The sequence below is a fragment of the Paenibacillus sp. FSL R7-0297 genome (assembly GCF_038009025.1).
GTDB lineage: Bacteria > Bacillota > Bacilli > Paenibacillales > Paenibacillaceae > Paenibacillus_AQ.
In genome coordinates this window covers 5,683,686-5,705,663 of sequence record NZ_JBBPAQ010000001.1, presented here as the reverse complement: position 1 = coordinate 5,705,663, position 21,978 = coordinate 5,683,686, and the positions used below count along the sequence as shown (strand labels likewise).

General features: G+C 49.6%; 22 protein-coding genes. 19 read left to right on the top strand and 3 right to left on the bottom strand.

The genetic code is table 11. From position 1 onward, the window contains the following. Window positions 1–33 precede the first annotated feature (33 nt). Window positions 34–876: a YheC/YheD family protein gene (locus tag MKZ24_RS25165; RefSeq protein ID WP_042235269.1), complete on the bottom strand. Its 843-nt coding sequence runs from the start codon at window positions 874–876 to the stop codon at window positions 34–36. A 73-nt stretch (window positions 877–949) separates the two neighbouring features. Here MKZ24_RS25165 and sbnA point away from each other — a divergent pair, with 73 nt between their 5' ends. From sbnA to MKZ24_RS25125, 8 genes are all read left to right on the top strand, one after another. Then, window positions 950–3,253, top strand: coding sequence for a 2,3-diaminopropionate biosynthesis protein SbnA (sbnA, locus tag MKZ24_RS25160; RefSeq protein ID WP_340787888.1), 2,304 nt, complete (start codon window positions 950–952; stop codon window positions 3,251–3,253). A 20-nt stretch (window positions 3,254–3,273) separates the two neighbouring features. Next, entirely contained in the window at window positions 3,274–4,239 is a 966-nt protein-coding gene (locus MKZ24_RS25155) for an ornithine cyclodeaminase (RefSeq protein ID WP_042235270.1), read from the top strand. 74 nt (window positions 4,240–4,313) lie between these two features. Then, window positions 4,314–5,825: a spore germination protein gene (locus MKZ24_RS25150; RefSeq protein ID WP_042235272.1), complete on the top strand. Its 1,512-nt coding sequence runs from the start codon at window positions 4,314–4,316 to the stop codon at window positions 5,823–5,825. Window positions 5,826–5,849: 24 nt separating this feature from the next. Further along, the gene (locus MKZ24_RS25145) at window positions 5,850–7,112 is read left to right on the top strand and encodes a Ger(x)C family spore germination protein (protein ID WP_042235274.1); all 1,263 of its coding nucleotides are present in this window, start codon (window positions 5,850–5,852) and stop codon (window positions 7,110–7,112) included. Next, entirely contained in the window at window positions 7,109–8,215 is a 1,107-nt protein-coding gene (locus MKZ24_RS25140) for a GerAB/ArcD/ProY family transporter (protein ID WP_340787885.1), read from the top strand. Before MKZ24_RS25145 ends, MKZ24_RS25140 begins: the two co-directional genes overlap by 4 nt. A 143-nt stretch (window positions 8,216–8,358) precedes the next feature. Further along, window positions 8,359–9,381: an FtsH protease activity modulator HflK gene (hflK, locus tag MKZ24_RS25135; RefSeq protein WP_081956793.1), complete on the top strand. Its 1,023-nt coding sequence runs from the start codon at window positions 8,359–8,361 to the stop codon at window positions 9,379–9,381. Continuing rightward, a complete protein-coding gene (hflC, locus tag MKZ24_RS25130) occupies window positions 9,378–10,244 on the top strand; it encodes a protease modulator HflC (protein WP_042235277.1) in 867 nt (288 codons plus the stop codon). Before hflK ends, hflC begins: the two co-directional genes overlap by 4 nt. Window positions 10,245–10,495: 251 nt before the next feature. Then, entirely contained in the window at window positions 10,496–11,482 is a 987-nt protein-coding gene (locus MKZ24_RS25125; protein WP_340787880.1) for a GGDEF domain-containing protein, read from the top strand. A 21-nt stretch (window positions 11,483–11,503) separates the two neighbouring features. Here MKZ24_RS25125 and MKZ24_RS25120 read toward each other — a convergent pair whose 3' ends face one another. Beyond that, window positions 11,504–12,055 carry a dihydrofolate reductase family protein gene (locus MKZ24_RS25120; RefSeq protein WP_340787876.1) on the bottom strand — a complete coding sequence of 184 codons (552 nt, stop codon included), beginning with the start codon at window positions 12,053–12,055 and terminating at the stop codon, window positions 11,504–11,506. A gap of 211 nt (window positions 12,056–12,266) precedes the next feature. On the opposite strand from MKZ24_RS25120, the gene MKZ24_RS25115 reads away from it, so the two are divergent. From MKZ24_RS25115 to MKZ24_RS25065, 11 genes are all read left to right on the top strand, one after another. Beyond that, window positions 12,267–12,575, top strand: a complete 309-nt coding sequence (locus tag MKZ24_RS25115) for a PadR family transcriptional regulator (RefSeq protein ID WP_269322111.1) — start codon at window positions 12,267–12,269, stop codon at window positions 12,573–12,575. Next, window positions 12,572–12,919, top strand: a complete 348-nt coding sequence (locus MKZ24_RS25110) for a DUF1048 domain-containing protein (RefSeq protein ID WP_042235283.1) — start codon at window positions 12,572–12,574, stop codon at window positions 12,917–12,919. Before MKZ24_RS25115 ends, MKZ24_RS25110 begins: the two co-directional genes overlap by 4 nt. Before the next feature lie 15 nt (window positions 12,920–12,934). Then, the gene (locus tag MKZ24_RS25105) at window positions 12,935–13,285 is read left to right on the top strand and encodes a DUF1048 domain-containing protein (protein ID WP_042235285.1); all 351 of its coding nucleotides are present in this window, start codon (window positions 12,935–12,937) and stop codon (window positions 13,283–13,285) included. Between the two features lie 15 nt (window positions 13,286–13,300). After that, window positions 13,301–14,059: an ABC transporter ATP-binding protein gene (locus MKZ24_RS25100; protein WP_042235287.1), complete on the top strand. Its 759-nt coding sequence runs from the start codon at window positions 13,301–13,303 to the stop codon at window positions 14,057–14,059. After that, window positions 14,060–14,830 (top strand): ABC transporter permease, encoded by a 771-nt coding sequence (locus tag MKZ24_RS25095; protein ID WP_042235288.1) that lies wholly within the window; start codon window positions 14,060–14,062, stop codon window positions 14,828–14,830. 513 nt (window positions 14,831–15,343) lie between these two features. Beyond that, the gene (locus MKZ24_RS25090) at window positions 15,344–16,570 is read left to right on the top strand and encodes an MFS transporter (protein WP_340787869.1); all 1,227 of its coding nucleotides are present in this window, start codon (window positions 15,344–15,346) and stop codon (window positions 16,568–16,570) included. Window position 16,571: 1 nt separating this feature from the next. After that, a complete protein-coding gene (locus tag MKZ24_RS25085; RefSeq protein ID WP_340787867.1) occupies window positions 16,572–17,876 on the top strand; it encodes an alkaline phosphatase family protein in 1,305 nt (434 codons plus the stop codon). Between the two features lie 132 nt (window positions 17,877–18,008). Next, the gene (gene rhaM, locus MKZ24_RS25080) at window positions 18,009–18,323 is read left to right on the top strand and encodes an L-rhamnose mutarotase (protein WP_042235292.1); all 315 of its coding nucleotides are present in this window, start codon (window positions 18,009–18,011) and stop codon (window positions 18,321–18,323) included. A gap of 163 nt (window positions 18,324–18,486) precedes the next feature. After that, window positions 18,487–18,804, top strand: a complete 318-nt coding sequence (locus MKZ24_RS25075; protein WP_340790216.1) for a GNAT family N-acetyltransferase — start codon at window positions 18,487–18,489, stop codon at window positions 18,802–18,804. Between the two features lie 167 nt (window positions 18,805–18,971). Further along, on the top strand, window positions 18,972–19,325 hold the full coding sequence (locus MKZ24_RS25070; protein ID WP_340787866.1) for a hypothetical protein: 354 nt from the start codon (window positions 18,972–18,974) through the stop codon (window positions 19,323–19,325). Between the two features lie 136 nt (window positions 19,326–19,461). Then, on the top strand, window positions 19,462–20,205 hold the full coding sequence (locus MKZ24_RS25065) for a hypothetical protein (RefSeq protein WP_340787864.1): 744 nt from the start codon (window positions 19,462–19,464) through the stop codon (window positions 20,203–20,205). Window positions 20,206–20,393: 188 nt separating this feature from the next. Here MKZ24_RS25065 and MKZ24_RS25060 read toward each other — a convergent pair whose 3' ends face one another. Beyond that, window positions 20,394–21,923 carry a glycosyltransferase gene (locus tag MKZ24_RS25060; protein WP_340787861.1) on the bottom strand — a complete coding sequence of 510 codons (1,530 nt, stop codon included), beginning with the start codon at window positions 21,921–21,923 and terminating at the stop codon, window positions 20,394–20,396. Window positions 21,924–21,978 lie beyond the last annotated feature (55 nt).

Here is a 21,978-nt window from a genome sequence, read left to right as displayed (position 1 = left end):
AGGGGCGGCGAGCGGAATGCGGGATTGATACTATCATCTCATCCCCCGCTTAGCCTTCATGCACTTCAGATTATAGGTGCGGCCGTAGGCTTTGGCGTATCTGATCATTTGGTCAAGCATACGGGCGTCCTTCAGTTTGGTGAACGGGCAGGGATCGGGGGCGGTATTCACTTCCAGAATCCATGGGCTAAGCCGCCGGTCTAAGGCGAAATCTACGCCGATTTCATTCAGCGCCGGATAGGCAGAACTTAACTGAATGGCAGACTTCACGCCAAGTTCGTTCATTTGCGTGATCAGAGCGCTGTGCTTCTTCAGGCTAGTGTGAACGCCAAGCAGTTCCTCGACCGGATATATGGTCCCGCCCTGACTTCCATTCGTAACCACCTTCTGCGGATGCGCGACGCGTCCTGCCGCTCCTGTAGCTTCCCACTTTCCCTTAGGATTGCGCTGCACCATTACGCGGATATCAAACGGCCGCCCGCCGTATGTCAGAAGATGGATGCCCTTCTGTACTAAATAGGGTTTCCCTCCGGTCTCCTCCATGATTGCTTGATATGCCTTGTCATAATCAGCGAATGTGCTCAGCCGTGTACCTGCCTGATAGCGGTAGGTGCATTTTTGCGTCACGACAGAAGCTCTCCCGCCAGAGCGGCCCCGGCTTGTAGGTGTCCTCTGTTCAACCCGGATAACCCCCTCGCCAAGGGAGCCGCAGCAGGGCTTAATATATACCATCTGGTATTTCTGCAGCATTGCATGCAGAACACTCCGGCTCATTCTTCTTGTGTCCGGGATATACCTCTTTAATTCCGGCTTCTCCGCCAGTACTCTTGTCTTCGTCAGTTTATTGGAAATACGGTTGATCTGCTGCTTCTTCATCGTAGCCCTCCGTCCGGTAGCTTCTTATAGGCCATAGTACGGCAGAGAGCAGGCTTTTGATTGGGCAGACGTGATGGGCAGAACACAACTGGAGATTGCTACATATGTTATTGAAGGTGTGAATCCAAGAGGCTGCGGCATGCAGCCGGAGCAGGAGGCATCCATGATGCTGATGGACAATTGGCGGGATAAAGTACTTGAAGTCATCGGGCAGTTCCCCTGGTACAAGGGAATCATTAGCAGTGAGACTACGAACTACAGTCTGCAGAATCTTCCCCTGATGACCGCGGACATTCTTGAAACCCATTATTATAGCAGCACACCAGATGTTTCGCTCGCCGTATACCGGACATCGGGTACAAGTACAGGCCGGCGCAAGGCTATAGTCTACTCAGAAGAAGATGACGCCCATTATATCAATATCAAAACAAAGCTGTTCGGTGAGTTGATTGCAGGAAGCGGATGTACAAGGGCGCTGGCCGATATGGGAACCGGACATGCTGCGAATACGGCGCTGTCCATTTTCGAACGGCTGGGACTTGTCAACAGCTCAATCCCCTTCGAGCTGCCGATAGAGCAGCATATAGAGCGGATTCAGGCATTTAAGCCCGACCTGCTGTATACGATGCCCTCTATTCTGGACCATATCGTATATGCTGCTGATGATCCGCGTTCGCTCGGAATCCGCAAGATCATTCTAGTTGGTGAGATCGCAACAGTGGAGTGGCAGCGGAATATGGCCCGGCTGTTCGGCCTTGAGCCGCAGGACATTACCGATACGTACGGGTCTATTGAAATCGGCACAATCGCGTACTATTCGCATGATCTGGGCCGGTATATCTTTGCTGACGGAATTGTTGCGGAAGTCATCGGAACTGAGGCATTAGGGGAAGGGCTGGACCCTCTGGGAGTTGGAGAAGGCATCCTGGTGCTTACCTCAACTGTCCGCAGGCTGCTGCCCGCTATCCGTATTGTTACCTATGATGTCGTCAGGGATTTCAGGACAGTGAAGATAGACGGGACGGAGAAGCAGAGCTTCGGGTCCATCGTCAAACGGGTGGGCCGCGAGCTGAAGCACGGGGAGAAGATCAGCATCTACGATATTGAACAGGTGGTCTACCGTCATCTCCAGGATGCAATGATCCGGGTCCAGGTCAGCAATAATGCATTAACTGTGTATATCCAGAGCAGATCTGCGGTTCCATCCGCAGTTCCGGCGATCAGGGAAGAAATCAGGGAATGCATTCCGGAAATCGGACTGATGATCCGCAATCATCTGCTTGACGATATTGAGGTCATTCTGGCAGCAAACGGCGGGAAGCTCCAGACCGGACAGGTGAAGAACAAGAAGCTGTATTATCAGAAGGATGGAGTCAATGACAGGGCAGAGCTGAACCTGGATACCGGTATCTTGTCGGCCATCGGCAAGACGCCTTTGATCAGGCTGGACCATCTGTTTCCGCGAGGCGGGTTCAGCGTATACGCGAAGATGGAGCTGATGAACCCGGGAGGAAGCGCGAAAGACCGTCCGGCACTGTGGATGATCCGGGAGGCTTGGAAGGAAGGGCTCATCGGGCCGGGTACAGTCATCATTGAATCAAGTTCGGGAAATATGGCGATCAGCCTGGCTATGATCTGCAAATATCTGGGGATGAGCTTCATCAGTGTTGTGGATTCCAGGACGACAGAGATGAATCTTCAGATTCTGAGGGCTCTGGACGCAACCATCGATTATGTTGCCTGTCCCGATCCCGAAACAGGGGAATTTCTGCCGGCCAGACTGAAGCGAGTGCAGCAGCTGCTCGCGGAGGTACCGGGCAGCTACTGGCCGAACCAGTATGCGAACCCCAATAATTATCTGTCCCATTATCATACAACCATGAAAGAGATCGTGGCTGAGCTTGGACAGGTGGATTATCTGTTCTGCGCTGTCAGTACATGCGGGACGATCCGCGGGCTTGCAGAATACGTGAAGGACAACGGGCTGCAGACCCGGATTGTGGCTGTTGATGCGGCGGGCAGCGCAATTTTTGGCGGCAATCAGGAGAAACGGCGGTTCCCCGGACTTGGTGCCGGCATTGTGCCGCCTTTTTGCAGAACAGATCTGATTGACCATATTGTGCATGTTACCGATTCCGATATGGTTCAGAGCTGCCGGGCGCTTGCGCGGAAGGAATCGGTTCTGGCCGGAGCGTCCTCCGGGGCAGTTCTTGCGGCCATTCGGCAGATGAAGCAGGAGCTCCCTCCCGGAGCTGTCTGCGCCGCTATTCTGCATGATAAGGGTGAACGTTATCTCGATACGGTATTCTCGGATTCCTGGGTTCAGAGCCAGTTTGGACAACAGCTCCCGCCAGCAGATGAAGAGTTCCTAACATGACCGCATAAGGAGGAGACAGGTTGCTGTACTTAAATGACCAGGATCTGCAGGCAGTAGGCCTGAATTGGGCTGCTCTTGCAGAATCAGCAGAAGCTGCGGTGCACCTCATCCATTCCGGTGATTATGTGCAGCCGGTAAAGCCCTACCTGAGGTATAAGGATCACCGTAACCGGATCATTGCCATGCCGGCTTATGCCGGGGGGAATGTCAATACAGCCGGGATCAAATGGATTTCCAGCTTCCCTGACAATATCAGGTCGGGTCTCCCGCGTGCGCATAGTATCATCGTATTAAATGACCAGGGTACGGGCCAGCCCTCAGCTATTCTGAACTCGCCGCTTCCCAGCATCGTCAGAACGGCTTCTGTCAGCGGGCTGATGATCCGTCATGTGCTGCAGAGCCGTTCAATGGAGCGGATTCAGCTTGGCATTATCGGCTGGGGGCCTATCGGGCAATATCATTGTCAGATGGCTATGGCTCTGTTCGGAGACCGGATTGAACGGGTTCGTATCTACGATATACGGGGAGCAGACTTGTCAGGAATTCCATCTCCCTACATGGAGCGGATGGAAGTGGCAGAGACGTGGGCGGATGTCTACTTGCATTCTAATATTCTTATCACCTGTACAGTGTCCGATCACCGGTATATTGATCTTCTCCCCGCCAAAGGCATGCTGCTGCTGAATGTTTCACTGCGTGATTACAAGCCGGAGGCGCTGGCTTCACTGAAAGCGATCATCGTCGACGACTGGGAGGAAGTATGCCGGGAGAATACGGATATCGAGCAGCTTCACCTGGAACAGGGGCTGACCCGTTCCGGAACACAGACGCTTGCCGATGTCGTCTGCCGCCGCAGTCTCAGTACATTCGCCGCCGATGATCCAATCCTCTTCTGTCCGATGGGCATGGCTGTTTTTGATATCGCTGTGGCAGTGCATTATGTTAAAAAGGCGAGAGAAATGGGGATTGGGACTGAGCTGGCTTAAACGGTGAATGTCCTGGATCTATGCATAATTTCGTCCCCTCCAGCAAATACCAACAGGAGGGGGATGGATGCCGCATGGAACAACAACAAACAGCCAAAGAGCATAATGAGCCAGAGAGATTGTATCCGGATCTTGCGTTCAACGTAGAACGGATGGAGCTGGAGTTTCTGGGCTGCTCAGATATTATGTACCGGAATTGCAGCATTGACGGGACCAACCGGGCAACACTGATCTATGTGGACGGGATGTGCGATACGCATGCCGTGGATGAATTTGTGCTGCAGCCGCTGCTGGAGCATTTCCGCAGAAGCACTAAGGTCAATGAAGGCAGAGAGGCAGAGCTGAAAGAGGTCTTTATTCCGACGCTGCAAATCCGCATAGTCTATGATACGAAGGAAGTCATCCAGGCTGTTCTGCGCGGGGAGACGGTTATTTTCACAGAGGGCAATGCTTTTGCGATGGTGGCCAGCCTGATCAAGATGGAGAAACGTTCGATTGAGGAGGCTACCTCGGAGAAGGTCGTCCGCGGGCCGCGGGATGCATTCATGGAAACGCTGCGGACCAATACCTCCCTCCTCCGGCGGCGTATCCGCTCCTCCAAGCTGAAGCTGGAAAGTATGACACTCGGCAGTATCACGGAAACGGATGTTGTAATCGGCTATATGGAAGGGATCGTCAAGGAGAGCCTGATCAAGGAAGTGAGAGCCCGTCTGCAAAAAATCCAAATTGACGGGATCATTCATTCCAGCAATATCGAAGAATACATTGAGGATAACGTGTTCTCGCCTTTTCCCCAGATTCAGAATACCGAGCGGCCCGATGTGGCGGTCTCCAGCCTGCTGGAAGGCAAGGTTATTATTATTACGGACAACACGCCGTTTGTGCTCATCGTTCCAATGACCTATTGGTCCGGGCTTCAGGCTGTAGATGATTATACCGACAGATTTATGTATGCCACCTTTGTGCGCTGGATCAGATATACCTTCGTCCATACTTCACTTTTATTGCCTTCCCTTTACGTGGCATTGACCACTTACCATCTGCAGGTCGTGCCTACACCGCTCGTGGTCAGTATTGCCTTTGCCAGAGAAGGCGTTCCACTTCCGGCAGTGTTTGAGGCTCTGATTATGGAGTTTATCTTCGAGGGTCTGCGTGAAGCGGGAATCAGGCTGCCCCAGCAGGTAGGGCCTGCGGTGAGTATTGCCGGAGCCCTTGTCATTGGACAAGCGGTAGTAGCTGCGGGAATCATATCTACACCCATGGTAATCATTGTGTCTCTGACGGGGATCGCTTCTTTTGCTTTTCCGCTGTATAACCTGGGAGCTGCCTACCGGATGCTCCGGTTTCCTCTGCTCATCGCAGCCGGAATTCTCGGCTTCTATGGAATTGTATTGTTTCTGATTATGCTTTCGGTGCATATGGTGACGCTGAAGCCGTTTGGGATACCTTATATGGCGCCTTATGCGCCGCTGTCTATGGAGAATCTGAATGATGTGCTTGTACGTGCACCCAAATATAAGATGCGCAGGCTGATGCCATGGCTGACCAATGGCAAGACTGAGCGGTTCCCCAAACGCACCAAATAACCGGCAGGGAAGGGACGGGGGCATATGTTCAGGAAAATAAGCTCTGTATTCCTCGCCTTATCCCTGATTCTGACCGGCTGCTGGGACCGTCAGGAATTGAACGACCAGGCGATTGTCCTGGGCTGGGGCATGGACTTGATGGAGAACGGAGAATATCTGGCTACGGCCAATCTTGTGCTGCCGCTGGTATCCAAATCAGGCGGTCAGGAAAGCGGAGGACAGAGCAGCACATCCGGGTTCATGACCGAAAGTGCCTTCGGCAAGAACAACAGGGATGCCGAACAGAATATGCAGAGAAAGCTTTCGCGGGTACTGTTTCCGGGACACCGGCGGAATATCTTCATCGGGGAGAAGCTGGCGGAGAAGGGGGTCTTCTCCATCATGGACGAATATGGCCGAAGCCCTATGGTCCGCCCGCGGTCGAATATTTTTGTTGTCAAGGGCGGGACTGCTCAGGAGGCGATGAGCATTGCTTATCAGCTTGAAGCCAATCCGGCAATTGCCGTGCAGAAGATTCAGGAGAAAAGCGGGGCACCCATCAGCCGCTCACTGCTGGACTTCTTCATCATGGCCAATGGCACCGGTTGCGGCGTCATGCCTGCACTCTCGATTGAAACTCCGGAAGTAAATACGGACAAGAAGACACCGGAGGACAGCCCGCCGCAGACGACCTTGAGCTTATACGGGGCGGCTGTTTTTAATGAGAAGCTGAAGCTGGCGGGATATCTGAATTATGATGAATTCTGGGTCAGACTCTGGATTACGAACCAGCTGGCCTTCCGGAATTTCACTACAATTATCAACTCTATTGATGCAGACAAGCCGGGGGGAGCGGCAGCGGATGCCCTCTCTGGAGCAACCAGGGGCAAGACCGTGAGCATTAATGTGGACACCTTCAAGAGTCAAATTACACCGGTTATGACCGGAGCTCTGCCCAAATTCCGGATTCTGCTTGAGGGAAAGGGGTTCATAGAAGAGAATAATTCACCGCTGAACCTCTCCAAGCCGGACAATGTGCAAAAGGTCGAAGTCCGGATGAATCAATACCTTGAAGCGAGGATTAAGAAAGTCTTAACCAAAGTGCAGAAGGATTTCAAATGCGATATCTTCGGATTCGGAGATACGATTCATCACCGCCATCCCTATCAGTGGAAGAAGCTTGCTGCGGATTGGGATACGATCTTTCCGGATATTGATATGGACATTACGGTTAAGCTGGACCTCACCGGGACAGGCCTGACAGGACAATCGCTGCTGCCAACGAGAGACGGCGGTGAAGGGAAATGAAGATCAACAACCGGCAGCTGTTCTGGATGATCATGATGATGGAAATCGGGATCAACCTGCTGATTTCGATGACAGCAACGATTCTTTATGCCAAGCAGGACGCCTGGATCTCCTATATTCTGGCTGGAGGCGCGGGTCTGGTCATTACCTATGTTGCGTCCAAGCTCAGCTCCCGGTATCCCCGGCAGACCTTGATAGAGTACAGTGTGACTATTCTGGGAAAATGGGGCGGCAAGCTGATTGTCATTCCGTTCATTCTCCAATGGTTCTGGGTGATCGGTCTCATTCTGCGCGATGAATTCTTGTTCATACGCTTGAGTGTTCTCTATAAAACACCGGCCTGGGTAGTCATCGGAACGATGCTGGCCGTAGTTATATACACGGTCTACCATGGAGGCATTGAAGCCATCGGCAGGGTCAGTGAGCTGTGGGGGCCGATTCTGATGATTATTCTTGCGCTCACCTTTGCGCTCACTGTCAATAATCTCAATGCGCCGATGCTGCTGCCTGTATATGCAGATACCGGACCGGGACCAATCCTGCAAGGAGCCCTGGCACCGGTCTCGCTGCTGGGCGAATCCGTTCTGCTCATGATGCTGTTTCCCTTTGTGGAGCATCCCGGCAAAGGAACCCGCAAGGCGGTGCTGCTGGGAGTAGCCTTATCCTCGGTAGTGCTGCTGTTTGGCGTATTGTGGGTCATTATGACCTTTGGTCCGGCTGTAAGCGGTCGGCTGCAATTTCCTTTTTTTGAGATGGTCAAGCTGGTCTATCTGATGGAGTTTATTCAGAATATGGATATATTTGTGATGGCGGTGTGGCTGGTCTGCATATTCGTCAAGCTGTCCATCTATATGTTAATTACCAGCTATGGCGTGGCCCAGTGGACCGGCAAGACCGGCAGCTGGAAAAAAATATCCCTGATCGTAGCCGCAGTCTCGTTCATCCTCACCATGCTGGTGATCATTCTGAATCCTCCGGCCGGGCTGCTGCTGAAGGGAGTATGGATCCGTTATGTGCTGCCTGTGAATATGATCGGAATTCCGCTATTCCTGTGGCTGGTTTCGGCTGTGAAAGCAAACTTTCATACCGATATCCGGCGCTAATCTTACTGCGAATGAGAAAAACGCAGAAAAATCCAACAAGCTTGAACAAAGTCGCGAAATTTGCGACTTTTTTGTTTTATTTACGTATATGTATCTCTATATAGACTTAAATACGTAAAAAGGAGCGATGCATCTTGAATTTCATGAATGGGGATGGGAAAAATCCGGTCCCGGGACGCAAGCTTCCCGAGCTGAAACCGGGAATGTATAAGAAGATTGGATTAGGGGTAGCCGCTGCCGCTGTGTTGATTTATATTGGCGCATCTTCATTCTATACCGTGCAGGAGCAGGAACGTGCAGCTATCCTGACCTTCGGCAAATACACGAACGAGTCCTCGGCAGGACTTCATTTCAAATGGCCTTATCCAATACAGGAAGTGATAACGGTGCCTGCGGAACTGACCCAGCGGATACACATCGGGTACCGTCAGGAGGCTGACGGAGCTGTAGCCGTTGAAGATGAGGCGATGATGATTACAGGCGATGAGAACATCGTTTCTGCCGATGCTGTAGTACAGTGGAAGATCAGCAATGTCCGCAATTATCTGTATAACATTGATGACCCGGACAAATTTCTGCGTAACTCGGCCAGCTCCTCCATCCGTGCGGTAATTGGTTCCGAGAAGCTGGATTATGCCATTACAGACGGAAAGACGGTTATTCAGGATAAGGTCCGGGTGCTGCTCGTTGATCTGCAGAAGAAGTACAACACCGGTATTCAGATCATTGATATCAAATTCCAGGATATTGAACCGCCGAGCGGCCAGGTAGAAGAAGCCTTCCGCGAGGTTACCAATGCCCGTGAAGAGAAGAACACGAAGATTAACAACGCCAAGAAATATGAGAACGATATCATCCCTAAGGCACGCGGTGAAGCGCAGGCGCTGATCGAGAGAGCCGAAGGCGAGAAGAAATCACGTATCCTGAATGCGCAAGGGGATGTAGCCCAGTTTAACGCCATATTTGCCGAATACAGCAACAATAAGAGCGTAACCGAAAGCCGGTTGATTCTGGAGACACTGGAGACTATTCTACCTAGCGCCAAGATCTTCATAACCAACTCGGATAGCGATACTGTGAATTATCTGCCGCTGAATGAGCTGATGCGAAGCACTCCGGTCAGCCCGGCTGCTTCGGCCACGCCGCAAGGAGGAGATGCAGAGTGAAAAGAAACCAGATCATCGGACTGATATCAACTATTGTTCTAGCTATTCTGATTGCCGGCTCTTTGTATGTAGTAAAGGAGGGCGAATACAAGGTGGTCCTGCGCTTCGGTGAAGCGATGCGTACCGTTGAGGAGCCTGGACTGAGGCTGAAAATCCCTTTTATCGAGAATGTCTCAGCTCTCCCCAAGTATCAGATGACATACGAAAGCTCACCTACCAGCATTCTGACGAAGGACCAGAAGCCGATTGTGGTTGATAACTATACCGTGTGGAGAATCACCAATGCCTCACAATTCCTGAGAACAGTACAATCGGTAGGCGGCGGGATTCAGCGTATTGATGAAGCGGTATATAACTCCGTGCGGCGCAAGCTGTCGGAAGTCAATTATGAGAATATTATCAGTGAGGACACCGGACGGGGTAACATTAACGATGAGATCACCAATGATGTCATTGCCGCCTTAACCCGTGATAATTACGGGATTGAAGTGATTGACGTACGGATCAAACGTACGGATCTGCCGGAGGAGAACAAACAAAGTGTATACAACCGGATGATATCGGACCGCCAGTCCATCGCCGCGCGTTATCTGTCCGAGGGTGACGAGGAATCCAAGAAAATCACCTCCAAGGCCGACCGTTCCTCAAGAGAGCTGATGGCCCAGGCTGAAGCCGATTCTAAAAAAATCATCGCTGAAGGAGAAGGGGAAGCCGCCAGGATCTATAACCAGGCCTATGGAAAGTCCCCCGAGTTCTATAGCTTCTATCGTACCCTGGAGAGTTATGTGACCACGCTGAAGAATGAGCCGGTTATCATGATACCGATTGATTCGCCATATGCCAAAATATTGATGGGGCAATAACCTCATCTGATTGGTGGGACGTAAATATGAAAGGCCCATGCGATTTTTGCATGGGCCTCTTTGAAATGTCCATGCTATACTGATGGGGAATCTTCAACTATCCCTCATTATAGAATCAAAGGGGATATCACTTATTTTGTAAGGGGTATGTTATGCTTGTTAATTTGCTCATCAATTTTTCATTGCTTACTACGTTTATCTTTTTCGGGGACATGATATTGACCCTCTTAAAAGGAAAGCGGGCGTTCTCCATGCTTCAATTCCATGCTTTATACGGAATCGGGTTTGGACTGTTTGGCATTGTTCAGCTGTATTTTGCTTTTCCTTTAGGCGATGGCACCATTATAGATTTCCGGCAAGTCTCGATTCTGGCAGCCACATATCTTGGCGGGCCTGTTACCGGGATGATTTCGACAAGTTTAATTGCTTTGTTCCGGCTTTTTTTCCTTGGTGAAATTAATGAAGCGACCCTATTAGGCGTTGTAAATATCGCGATTACTTTTCTGGTGGGCGTTTTTGCTTTTTCGCTTAAAATCCCGGATTTTTACCGGTGGCTGGTTGCAGCTTGCGGTATGGTCATACTCTCCACCTGTATACTGCTTCCGCTGGTAGGCTGGACTAACATAGGCACGATTCTTTTATTTGACATGATTTGTTTTATGGCATGCCTGTTTAATTATCTGCTCATTAACCACCTGAAGAGATCCCATGACGCTTTAGAAATGTTTAAAGAGGCTGCAGAGCGGGATTTCCTTACGGGACTCCATAATCCCCGGTCCTTTAATCTGATTTTCAAAAAAACGGCGGAAATAAGCGCGCTCCAGAATGAAGCGTTCTCTCTGCTGTTAATAGATATCGATCATTTCAAGGTTGTTAATGATACATACGGTCATGCGGCCGGAGATGTGGTTCTGTCTAAACTCGCGGATATTCTCCAGTCCGGTATCCGTATACGCGATTATTGTGCGCGCAAAGGTGGAGAAGAGTTCGCGGTTCTGCTTCTGCGGTGTACGGCAGATAAAGGCATGACGGTCGCCGAGAAGCTGCGTACCTCGGTTCAAGACAGCATCTTTGTACTTCCTGACCAGTCCCAGCTAAGGATTACGATTTCTGTAGGGGTTTCTTCTTTTCCGGAATCTGCCCCGGTAGAAATGCTGGAGAAAGCCGACGAAGCTTTATATGAGGCTAAAGGAAAAGGCAGAAACCAAGTTTGCTATGCTGAACCGCAGCTTACATAAACTCGGTGGTCAGTCAGGTGGTTAACGGACGGGCGTATAGCGGAGTACCACGACGCCGGAACCGAAGGTTGTGGTTTCGCTCAGCTTCAGATCCAGCCGCTCACGGACTCCCCCTAACAATTGGGGACCACGTCCGGCAACGATTGGCTGTACCAGGATGTGATATTCATCCACCAAGCCTAGCCCTGCCAGAGTAGAGCCGAGGCCGGGACCGCCGTTAACGACCAGGCTCTTTCCTTCTGCAGTAAGCTGCTGCACTTCCTCTGATACTGTCCCCGTTAGCAAAAAAGAGTTCTGCCACGACAACTGATCCAGCGTCCGCGAGAAGACATACTTGGGTTTCCGGTCGAGCTTATGTGCAAAGTCGACCAAAAATTGTGGTCCTGCACCGCTAATAGCAATGGCTGGCCAAGCGCTTTCCATCAACTGGTAGATTTTACGTCCCATAAGCAGGCCATTGGCCTGGTCCATCAAATCCACCGTATACTGGTGGAGCTCCTCATCCGCTATCACCTGCGTGTGGTCACAGCAACCGTCCAGCGTCACATTCATCTGCAGGATTACACGCCCCATATGCAGCCTCCTTATGTTCCTTTTTAGCCTGCCGGATACAACTTTAGTTTAACGGAGGTGGGTGGACCAAACAAACCCGCCCTTTAGCTTAATTATCAGAATAACAGCTATTGACATTCCACTACTACGTGATACTATGTAGTAGTTAGTGATACTGAATACCAGTCATACAGAGTAGTGAGGAGGAATTGTGCTGGATAATCTGACGGAAATGCTGAAGGGCGTGCTTGAAGGATGTGTCCTTGAAATTATAAGCCGCAAAGAAACCTACGGTTACGAAATTACTAGGCAACTGAATACCCTCGGCTTCAGTGATGTGGTAGAGGGAACGGTGTACACCATTCTGATCCGGCTTGAGAAGAGCAAGCTGGTAGATACTTCTAAGAAACCTTCCGATATGGGCCCGCCGCGCAAGTTCTTCGCGCTTAATAATGCGGGGCGTGAAGAGCTGCAGAAATTCTGGGGCAAGTGGGAGTTCGTATCCTCCAAAATGAACGAGTTAAAGGAGAGAAAACAATGAATTTTTGGGAAAAAATCACCGGCAGCGACATGACCAAAGAATTCAAAAATTTCGAGCTGCGGGTCACAAAGCTCCCGGCTGATTATCAGGCGGCCTGGAAACAAATTAAAGACGGGCTTTGGCCGCACTCCGATCTCACCGGCCGCAATCTTATGCCCATTCTTGACGGTGTGCTTGGCCTTCTGGAAGAAACGGCGGCAGACGGACAGAATGCAAGGGAAGTGTTAGGTGATGATATCAAAGGCTTTTGTTCCGCACTGGCCGGCGAAGAAGGGGCAAAGTCTTACCGCGACAAGTGGCGCCAGGAGCTGAACAATACTATTGCCAGAAAATTAGGGAAATAGGAGGAGGAGGAGACAATGAGAATACGGGATATAATTGAGGGCAAAAAAGAGTGGCGGGCGCATGTTGCGCGTGTTAAAGCACTCCCGCAGGATTACCAGATTGTTTACAAAGAGCTGCAAAAGTATCTTTTCAAGGTCGGTCCGGTGGAGCTCACAGAGGGGACGGATCTGCTCTCGGGAATTGTGGATCTGTTTGAAGAGGGCGCCGCCCTGGGAAAAGGAGTGCTTGAGGTCACGGGCAGGGACGTAGCAGCTTTCTGCGACGATCTCATTAAAGATTCCAAAACCTACGCTGATATCTATCAGGAACCTGTAGACAAAGAAGTGGCCAAGGCGATGAAAAAGGCTATGGATAAAACCAAGTGAAAGGGGGAAACAGAGATGGGTAATGCAATAGAAGTAAAAGGTCTGCGAAAGTCCTTCAATAATATAGAAGTTCTGAAAGGTGTCAATTTCGAGGTGCGGCGCGGCGAAATTTACGCGCTGCTCGGTTCCAATGGTGCGGGTAAGACAACGATTGTCAGAACCCTCACTACACTGCTGAAACAGGACGGGGGAAGTGCCACCGTCAACGGCTTTGATGTCGCCTCGAAGCCTGATCATGTACGCGAGTCGATCAGCCTGACCGGACAGTTTGCCGCCGTTGACGAGATATTGACCGGCCGTGAGAACCTGATCATGATCGCCAGGCTCCGTCACCTGAATCATCCGCATCAGATAGCGGACGATCTATTGAAGCGGTTCGGCCTGACCGAAGCCGGGAGCCGCAGGGTGTCTACTTATTCGGGCGGTATGCGCCGGAGACTGGACATCGCCATGAGCCTTGTAGGAGAGCCGCAGCTTATTTTTCTCGACGAGCCGACCACCGGACTTGACCCCGAAGGACGGGGCGAAGTCTGGAAGACAGTCAAAGAGCTTGCCGCTAAGGGCACGACCGTATTTCTGACCACGCAGTATTTGGAGGAAGCCGAACAGCTGGCCGATCAAATTGCCATCCTGCATGAGGGCAGGATCATTGCGAACGGCACACTCGCCGAGCTGAAGAAGCTGTTTCCGCCTGACAAGGTGGAGTATGTGGAGAAACAACCCACATTAGAAGAGATATTCCTCGCCATCACCGCTAAAAAGGAGGGAAAGTAAATGGAAATGACAGTGAGACACTTCTTCAGTGATATGAGCGTAATGCTTGGACGTTCCATGCGCCATATTATCCGCAGCATGGATACCATCATCACAGTCACCATCACTCCGATCGCTATGCTGCTCCTGTTCGTTTATGTGCTCGGCGGGGCCATTCAGACCGGCACGGACAACTATGTGAATTACCTGCTGCCCGGCATCCTGCTGATTGCAATTGCCAGCGGCATCTCCTATACAGCTTACCGGCTGTTCATGGATATGCAGAGCGGCATTTTCGAACGGTTCCACTCGATGCCGATTGCACGTTCCGCAGCGCTCTGGGGGCATGTGCTGACCTCACTTGTGTCCAATGCGATTTCGGTTGCCGTCATCATCCTTGTAGGGCTCCTTATGGGCTTCCGCTCTCCGGCTGGAGTATTGTCATGGCTTGCCGTGGCCGGTATACTGGCGCTGTTCACGCTGGCCCTGACTTGGATCGCGGTGATTGCCGGACTGTCCGCCAAATCGGTAGACGGCGCAGGTGCCTTTTCTTACCCGCTAATCTTCCTTCCCTTTATCAGTTCCGCATTTGTGCCTACTGAAACGATGCCGCGTGCTGTCCGTATTTTTGCTGAGAACCAGCCGGTAACCTCAATAGTGGAAGCGGTCCGCGCCCTGCTGGCAGGGCAGCCTGCCGGACATGACATCTGGACTGCACTTGCCTGGTGCCTGGGGATAATGATTGCCGCATATCTGTTTGCGATGCGCGTATATAAACGAAAGGCGGCGTGAACGGCTGCCCGGTTTCTGATATCAAAAGCATGGCGCCTTCCCGAACCTTCCGGGACAGGCGCCATTTCTGCTTGCAGACGGTTAAGTATTGTCTCAGTGTTCCTCTCATATCACCCCAAATCCGGAATTGTTGTATGAAATGCAGGATTTTACCTTTTTCAAGCAGGTTAGCCGAATTATTCTTGTAATTTATACAACATTCCTCCCGGACACCTATCTATCAATGATCCAAAGTTGTAAAACGTACAACATTTAGTCTACAGTGTTTACTGAAAAGTCTCCATTCTGCTGCTGCGCCCACTGCCCGTATATATTCCGTGAATCTAGTGGGCTTAATCTATATTTTCTACCCTATCCTTTGGTAATTCAGGTTATAATGACCATGTATATTGCAGGATATTGGGAGGCTATTGCCAGTAATCCACGAGATTCTGTGATTTTACATCCCATTAACATGCTTCATATGTTCGCGTGATATAACTGAAACAATCGGTTATTAGAGGAGAAGATTAGATGAAGCTGAGTAAAGAGGAGAAATCATGGATTCTGTATGACTGCGGGAATTCTGCCTATTCGATGGCGGTGACTACGGCGCTTTTGCCCATTATCTTCGGCATGTTCACCACTGTGGGCAGCAGTATGGATTTGGGCTATTTCAATTCCATTGCCAGTATTCTGGTGGCGGTGCTTAGTCCGATCCTGGGGACGATTGCCGATTACAAGGACAGGAAGAAGCGGTTCTTTATCTTCTTCGCTGCGGTAGGCGTGCTTGCTACGGCTTCCCTGGCCTTCGTGTCACCGGATAGCGGACAATGGCAGCTACTGATTGCTTTTTACATTCTGTCAGCGGTTGGGTTTGCCGGGGCCAATATCTTCTACGACTCCTTCCTGGTCGATATTACAGATGATGAGCGGATGGATAAGGTGTCTACCAGAGGGTTCGCCTTCGGCTATATCTTCAGCTGTATACCGTTTGGGATCAGCCTGCTGCTGATATTCATGATGGGGATGGACAAGGCCATCGGTTACCAGATCGGGTTCATCATTACGGCGCTCTGGTGGGGCCTGCTGACTGTACCTATGATCAGAGACGTGAAGCAGCGTTACTATATCGAGCCTGAACCCAATCCGGTTGCAAACAGCTTCAAAAGAATGGCGAGCACCTTCATGAATATCCGCCAGCACAAAATCGTATTTGTTTTCCTGATCGCGTATTTCTTCTATATTGACGGGGTAGATACCATTATTAAAATGGTTGTGCCGTATGCCACTTCGGTGCTCGGCGGGGATTCGCTGGACACTTTCACCCTGCTGGGCATTCTGCTCATCATCCAGATCATTGCCTTTCCGTGCGCGATCCTCTATGGTAATCTGGCCAAAACCCACTCTGCCCGGAAGCTGATTATATTCGGGATCTTCACCTATATCGTCTCCTGTATCGCGGCTTTCTTCATCACCTCCGTGTGGCATATCTTTATTCTGGGCGCGCTGATCGGTTCGGCCCAGGGCGGCATTCAGGCACTCAGCCGGTCGTATTTCGCGAAAATTATTCCGAAGGAGAATTCCAACGAATTCTTCGGATTCTACAATATCTTTGGCAAGTTCGCGGCGATTCTAGGCCCTGCGCTGATGTCACTGACTACGACGTTAACGGGTGAAGCCCGTTTTAGCATTTTAGCGATTATCCCGCTGTTTCTGATCGGGTTCTTCATCTTTATCACTCTGCCTAAGGGGAACTGACATGGAACCGACAACGCCTCGCGCGCCATTAGCTAAACATCTGATCGTCATTTCCTACGATGCCTTCTCGGAGGACAACTGGGAACTGGCCAGCCGGCTGCCCAATTTATCCAGACTGATTAAGCAAGGTGCCCACACCAACCGCTTGCGGAGCGTATATCCCACACTCACCTATGTAGTTCATACCACCATCGCTACCGGCGTTCACCCCGACAAGCACGGTATTCACCATAACAATCCGTTGCAGCCGTTCGTGAAGGAGGAGGATCAGCGCTGGTTCTGGTTCCGTGAGGCGGTCAAGGTACCGACAATTTATGATGCTGCACGTAAGGCAGGGCTCAGTACGGCCGGACTCCTCTGGCCGGTTTCGGGCAAGTCCTCGATCCGGTATAATATCCCGGAGATCAGGGCACTGAAAGGTGAGAATCAGGCACTTAAGGTGCTGAGAAGCGGCAGTCCCGCCTACTGCATCCGGATGGAGCTGAAATACGGCCGGATCAGGCAAGGGATTACCCAGCCTTACCTGGATGACTTTACAACGAAGTGTGCGATAGACACAATTAAGCGCAACAAGCCTAATCTGCTCATGATGCATCTGATTGATCTGGATGATGCCAAGCATCTGTATGGGACAGACAGCGATGAGGTGAAGGAGGTCATCCTGCGTATGGATAACCGGCTGGGTGAGATCCTGCAGGCCGTGGAAGATGCCGGGATCAGGCAGGATACGGTAATTATGGTGCTCGGAGACCACGGCCAGTTCAATGTGAGCTACAAAGTGCATTTGAACAAGCTTTTACAGGCAAAGGGTCTGATCTATGAAGAGGGCGGCGTAATGAGATGGCGGGCGTACTTCCAGTGCGGCGGAGGTTCAGCGTACCTGCATGTCCAGCCGGGAGACGAGGAAGCGCAGCAGCAGGCACTCACGGCTGTTGAAGAATACATGAAGGACGGGGCGTCAGGAATTGAATGTGTGTATAACCGGGAGAATCTGGATGATCTTCATGCGAGTCCCTATACAATGTTTATGCTTGAAGCGCGGCGCGGTTATTGTTTCGATGAGAGTCTAGAGGAGCAGCTGGTTACCGATTTGCAGGCACATGGAGTTCGTTATGCTACGCATGGTTATTCTCCTGACAAAAGCGGCTACCGGTGCAATTTTGTCGTTTCCGGCGGCATGATTAAACAGGACTACTCTATCGGCGACATCGAAATGGTCGATATTGCGCCGACGCTGGGAAGAATTCTGGGGATCAATTTCGGTCACGGGGACGGGAGAGCATTGGAAGAGATTGTTGCAGATTAAGATAGGGAGCAGAGGATAACACGCACTTCTCGGAAGCAGGGGCCATTGAGATTGCCAGACTGGTTCATATATAATGTGCAGTATAGTTCATTCAATGTTGTCCAAACCCCAATACGTCTGGAGTGCTGAACAGTGATTAGAAAAGCGAGTGTTATGCATGTTTATCCCGATGCTTATGAGGAGTACAAACGCCGTCATGATGAGCTGTGGCCGGAGATGGCTGAAGAGCTGAAGAACCATGGCGCACATCATTATTCTATTTTTCTGGATGAAGAAACGGGCAGCCTGTTTGCTTACGTAGAGATTGAAGACGAAGAGCGGTGGGATCAGATGTCGCAGACGGAGATTTGCCGGAAGTGGTGGGTGTATATGGAGCCGTTAATGGAGACTAACGCTGATCACAGCCCGGTATCCAAGAGCCTGAAAGAAGTATTCTATTTAAAATAGCCAGTTAGTAGTCTGGAGTGCCCTATGACGAAAGTGTGGGGCTCTTTTTTATTTTCCTGAGGTTGCTCAATGGGCGGCAGAAATATGGCACGAATATTATGTTTCGATTATTACAATCGAGCAGATTAATTACATGATTGATAAGTTCTAATCGCTTCCGGCGATTACGAATCAGATCTATCATCAGGGCTACGAATATTACTTGATCCATAATGACGGCTCCACAGTCGGATATATCTCGGCCAGACAAGAAGAGGGGAAGCACTTCTTGAGCAAGTTTTATATTGGCAAGGCGTACAGGGGACGAAGCAATGCCAGCCAAGCGTTAGCATTCCTGGAGAAGCTGTGCAAAGACCGAAACCTAACTCATATTTGGCTAACAGTCAATCGTTACAACGACAAGGATAGAGCTCCATATCCTGCTCTGCGGGTGATTGTCATAGCAGCATGGAGTAGAGTTAGGAAGAAACCCGAATGTTAAGCGAGTAACCAAGATGAATGCTTCCTTTTTCAATCAAATATTTCCATTTGGGCAAACAAACAAGCATACAAAACGCTTAATTAATATGATACATGGAACTTCCATGAACTTCTTTCATTTCTACTTCTAAGTTCATAGAAAATAATCAGTAAAGGAGGGAGTATCTTATGGCAGTATTATCAACCGGACCTATTGAGAATAGTCCTGTTAGTGGAGTTAGACAGATTCAACAGGTCACCGTCAAAATTGTTAACCGCGATTCTGTCAATTCTTCAACGATTCTAATTCAGGGATATTTTTTAAACGGTTTAAGAACGCTCTATGTACTAGAAGAAATCTCTTTAACCCCCAATGTAGTTATTACGAGAAATTATGGAGCAAACTTTAATGCCTATGAATTCGTTTTCACAACAGGAGGTTTGGCAGAAGAAAGTACTGATGTTTCTGTCTGGGGGAGAGACGGGAGCGGTGTTATTATTGATGTTCAGCGTATTGTCGCGGATGAGCAACTGGAATCTTAAAACTCAACAGATGTACAGGGATATAACTACAATCAAGGACAATGGTTACGACATAAAATAAAGGGAACAGTGAAAAATTGAGGAGAATTTCACTGTTCACTATAAAGCTATAATTACAGAAAGGAGGGAAATCTTAATGGCAATATTATCAACCGGACCGATTGCAAACGATCCTGTTAGTGGAGTCAGACCTACTCAAACGGTCACAGTAAAAATTGATAATCGGGATTCTGTGGATTCTTCTACTGTGTTAATTGAAGGCTACACTTTAAATGGTACCAGAACATTGTATGTGCAAGAATTATTTGTAGTGGGACCAAATGCAGTTGTAACCAAAAATTATGGTGCCAATTTCAACGGATTTGAATTCATCTTTACCACAAGCGGAGCAGCCGAAAATGAAACACAAATTTCTGTTTGGGGTAGAAATTCAGTTGGGCAATTAGTACCTGCCCACCGATTAGTAGCGGATGAACTTTTAGGAACAGAAACAGCTGGCCCTCAAGGCGATACTGGTCCTCAAGGCGTTCAAGGCCCTCAAGGGGAAGGCGTCCAAGGCCCTCAAGGTGCTACTGGAGCTCAAGGTACTCAAGGACCACAAGGTACCCAAGGACCACAAGGTGCTACTGGAGCTCAAGGTACCCAAGGACCACAAGGTGCTACTGGAGCTCAAGGTACCCAAGGACCACAAGGTGAACAAGGACCACAAGGTGAGCAAGGACCACAAGGTGAGCAAGGACCTCAAGGTGAGCAAGGACCACAAGGTGAGCAAGGACCTCAAGGTGATCAAGGACCTCAAGGTGAACAAGGACCACAAGGTGAGCAAGGACCTCAAGGTGAACAAGGACCTCAAGGTGAGCAAGGACCTGCTGGACCTTAAGCTGCCCAAGGACCACAAGGTGAGCAAGGACCTGCTTAAGGTATCCTCTAGGGTCTCAAGGTTAAGGTGTATTCCGATGACTCAAAAGTTATTTATAACTTTTGAGTCATCTTTTTGCTGTATGAACGTAAAAAACCTTTGTCGAGACCCGTAGAAAAAATTCCGGTTCTTCGACAAAGGTTTTGGATTTAAGGTAAAACAACCACCTTTTCCTTACAGGAAGCGATATATTTAGCATATTGAATACAAGTTTCGATTGAATCCTTCTGCTCCATTGGCCACCATCTGATGGCTCCCGTGGGGGCTTTGGAGGCATAGGCTTCAACTTCATTTGGTATCCTGCCAACCACCACAATCTCAATGTCCCTAAAATTGTTTTCGAGGCCTTTTTGGAGAGTCTTCATTAATTGGGTGTTCTCTTCTTCAGGACTGTCATAGGAGATAGGGAACACTACCGAATAACGGGAAGCATCTTCATTTATCACATTAGCAGATTTCCGTGAGGGGTGGTTTGGAGAAGTCTCCCATATGCGGTTATACGACATTTGCTCCGGAAGACCAAGCTCCTTCAATCTCAGATAAATTCTTTGCTGGTACGATCTATACAATTCCCTTACCAGAACCTGAATCTGCTTATTTCTAAGAAATGTAGTATTGTTTCCATTTTCATTTCGATATTGGATATACAGCAAATCAGGAATATAAGCAAATTTAGTACAAAGAAACGTCCTTACCAGCATATCGTAATCATCTGCTACCAATAATTCATCGCGATGGCCTCCGATCAGGTGATAGCAGTCTCTAGTCCACGCACGAGGATGATTAGGCAAGCCAACAAGGTGACAGATGGTTTTCCCGTTAATGGTTGTATGTTTGTGTGCATTTTGCCATCGGTTCATGTCATGCAGCCAGACCCGGTAATGTATACTGTAGCCGAAGCCGCAGTCCCAACCGTACCAATGCGCATGATTACTCCCTGCGTACACCTCGGCACAATCCCCATAAACAAACCCGCACTCAGGATTTTGCTGAAACGCACGTACAATTTTCTCCAAACATTCAGGCCTCAGCTCATCATCATGATCGACTTCTACTAAAATTTCCCCTCTGCAGAGTCCTGCCGCATACCTTTTGATTGCCCCGATATAACCATTACGGGAGTCTTGACGATACCTGCGAACACGGTGGTCACTTAATGGAAGCAAATATTGCCTATATGTCTCATCATCATCGCCGGAATCATCTACAATAACCCATTCCCAATTCGTGTATGTCTGTTTCAATAAGGATTGATATGGCCGCTCTATCTTTTCTTTGGACCTGTAACTTGCAGTAAAGACGGATATTAAAGGAGTGTCTGAAGAAAAACGAGTGGATGGAATCACCCGGTTCTCCGGGAGAGGATTCGTGGCACTGAGCCAGCAGTAAAATAAATGAGTAGGCTCAATTTCACTTGGGGATGGGAAGTGCAACCAGCGTTTTTTTTCGTGATTAGGCAATCCTTTGAGTGTTGCGAATTCTCCCCACTTCTCACCCACTGAAACATATACGCGAGGTTGCTGGAGGCTATTCTCTTGGACGGGATGATCCGGTTCATACAGGTTAACGGTGATATGGCCTTCTTCCAATCGTTCTATTAATTCTTTCACTTCATTCTTTAATACCGTCTTTGATACATATAGATGAGTTGTTAGTAGTGGAGTGAAATTGAGTGACATGATCAATCCCCTTTACTAGTATTGAGCACATTTTTATCAACATTCCTACGCCTTG

Coding starts and splice junctions, on each gene's coding strand:
- MKZ24_RS25125 (WP_340787880.1), top strand. CDS start 10,496: ATGCTTCAATTCCATGCTTTATACGGAATCGGGTTTGGACTGTTTGGC.
- MKZ24_RS25150 (WP_042235272.1), top strand. CDS start 4,314: ATGGAACAACAACAAACAGCCAAAGAGCATAATGAGCCAGAGAGATTG.
- MKZ24_RS25090 (WP_340787869.1), top strand. CDS start 15,344: ATGAAGCTGAGTAAAGAGGAGAAATCATGGATTCTGTATGACTGCGGG.
- hflK (WP_081956793.1), top strand. CDS start 8,359: ATGAATGGGGATGGGAAAAATCCGGTCCCGGGACGCAAGCTTCCCGAG.
- MKZ24_RS25070 (WP_340787866.1), top strand. CDS start 18,972: ATGGCAGTATTATCAACCGGACCTATTGAGAATAGTCCTGTTAGTGGA.
- MKZ24_RS25085 (WP_340787867.1), top strand. CDS start 16,572: ATGGAACCGACAACGCCTCGCGCGCCATTAGCTAAACATCTGATCGTC.
- sbnA (WP_340787888.1), top strand. CDS start 950: ATGGGCAGAACACAACTGGAGATTGCTACATATGTTATTGAAGGTGTG.
- MKZ24_RS25095 (WP_042235288.1), top strand. CDS start 14,060: ATGGAAATGACAGTGAGACACTTCTTCAGTGATATGAGCGTAATGCTT.
- MKZ24_RS25115 (WP_269322111.1), top strand. CDS start 12,267: ATGCTGAAGGGCGTGCTTGAAGGATGTGTCCTTGAAATTATAAGCCGC.
- MKZ24_RS25110 (WP_042235283.1), top strand. CDS start 12,572: ATGAATTTTTGGGAAAAAATCACCGGCAGCGACATGACCAAAGAATTC.
- MKZ24_RS25105 (WP_042235285.1), top strand. CDS start 12,935: ATGAGAATACGGGATATAATTGAGGGCAAAAAAGAGTGGCGGGCGCAT.
- MKZ24_RS25065 (WP_340787864.1), top strand. CDS start 19,462: ATGGCAATATTATCAACCGGACCGATTGCAAACGATCCTGTTAGTGGA.
- MKZ24_RS25165 (WP_042235269.1), bottom strand. CDS start 876: ATGAAGAAGCAGCAGATCAACCGTATTTCCAATAAACTGACGAAGACA.
- MKZ24_RS25100 (WP_042235287.1), top strand. CDS start 13,301: ATGGGTAATGCAATAGAAGTAAAAGGTCTGCGAAAGTCCTTCAATAAT.
- MKZ24_RS25145 (WP_042235274.1), top strand. CDS start 5,850: ATGTTCAGGAAAATAAGCTCTGTATTCCTCGCCTTATCCCTGATTCTG.
- MKZ24_RS25140 (WP_340787885.1), top strand. CDS start 7,109: ATGAAGATCAACAACCGGCAGCTGTTCTGGATGATCATGATGATGGAA.
- MKZ24_RS25120 (WP_340787876.1), bottom strand. CDS start 12,055: ATGGGGCGTGTAATCCTGCAGATGAATGTGACGCTGGACGGTTGCTGT.
- MKZ24_RS25060 (WP_340787861.1), bottom strand. CDS start 21,923: ATGTCACTCAATTTCACTCCACTACTAACAACTCATCTATATGTATCA.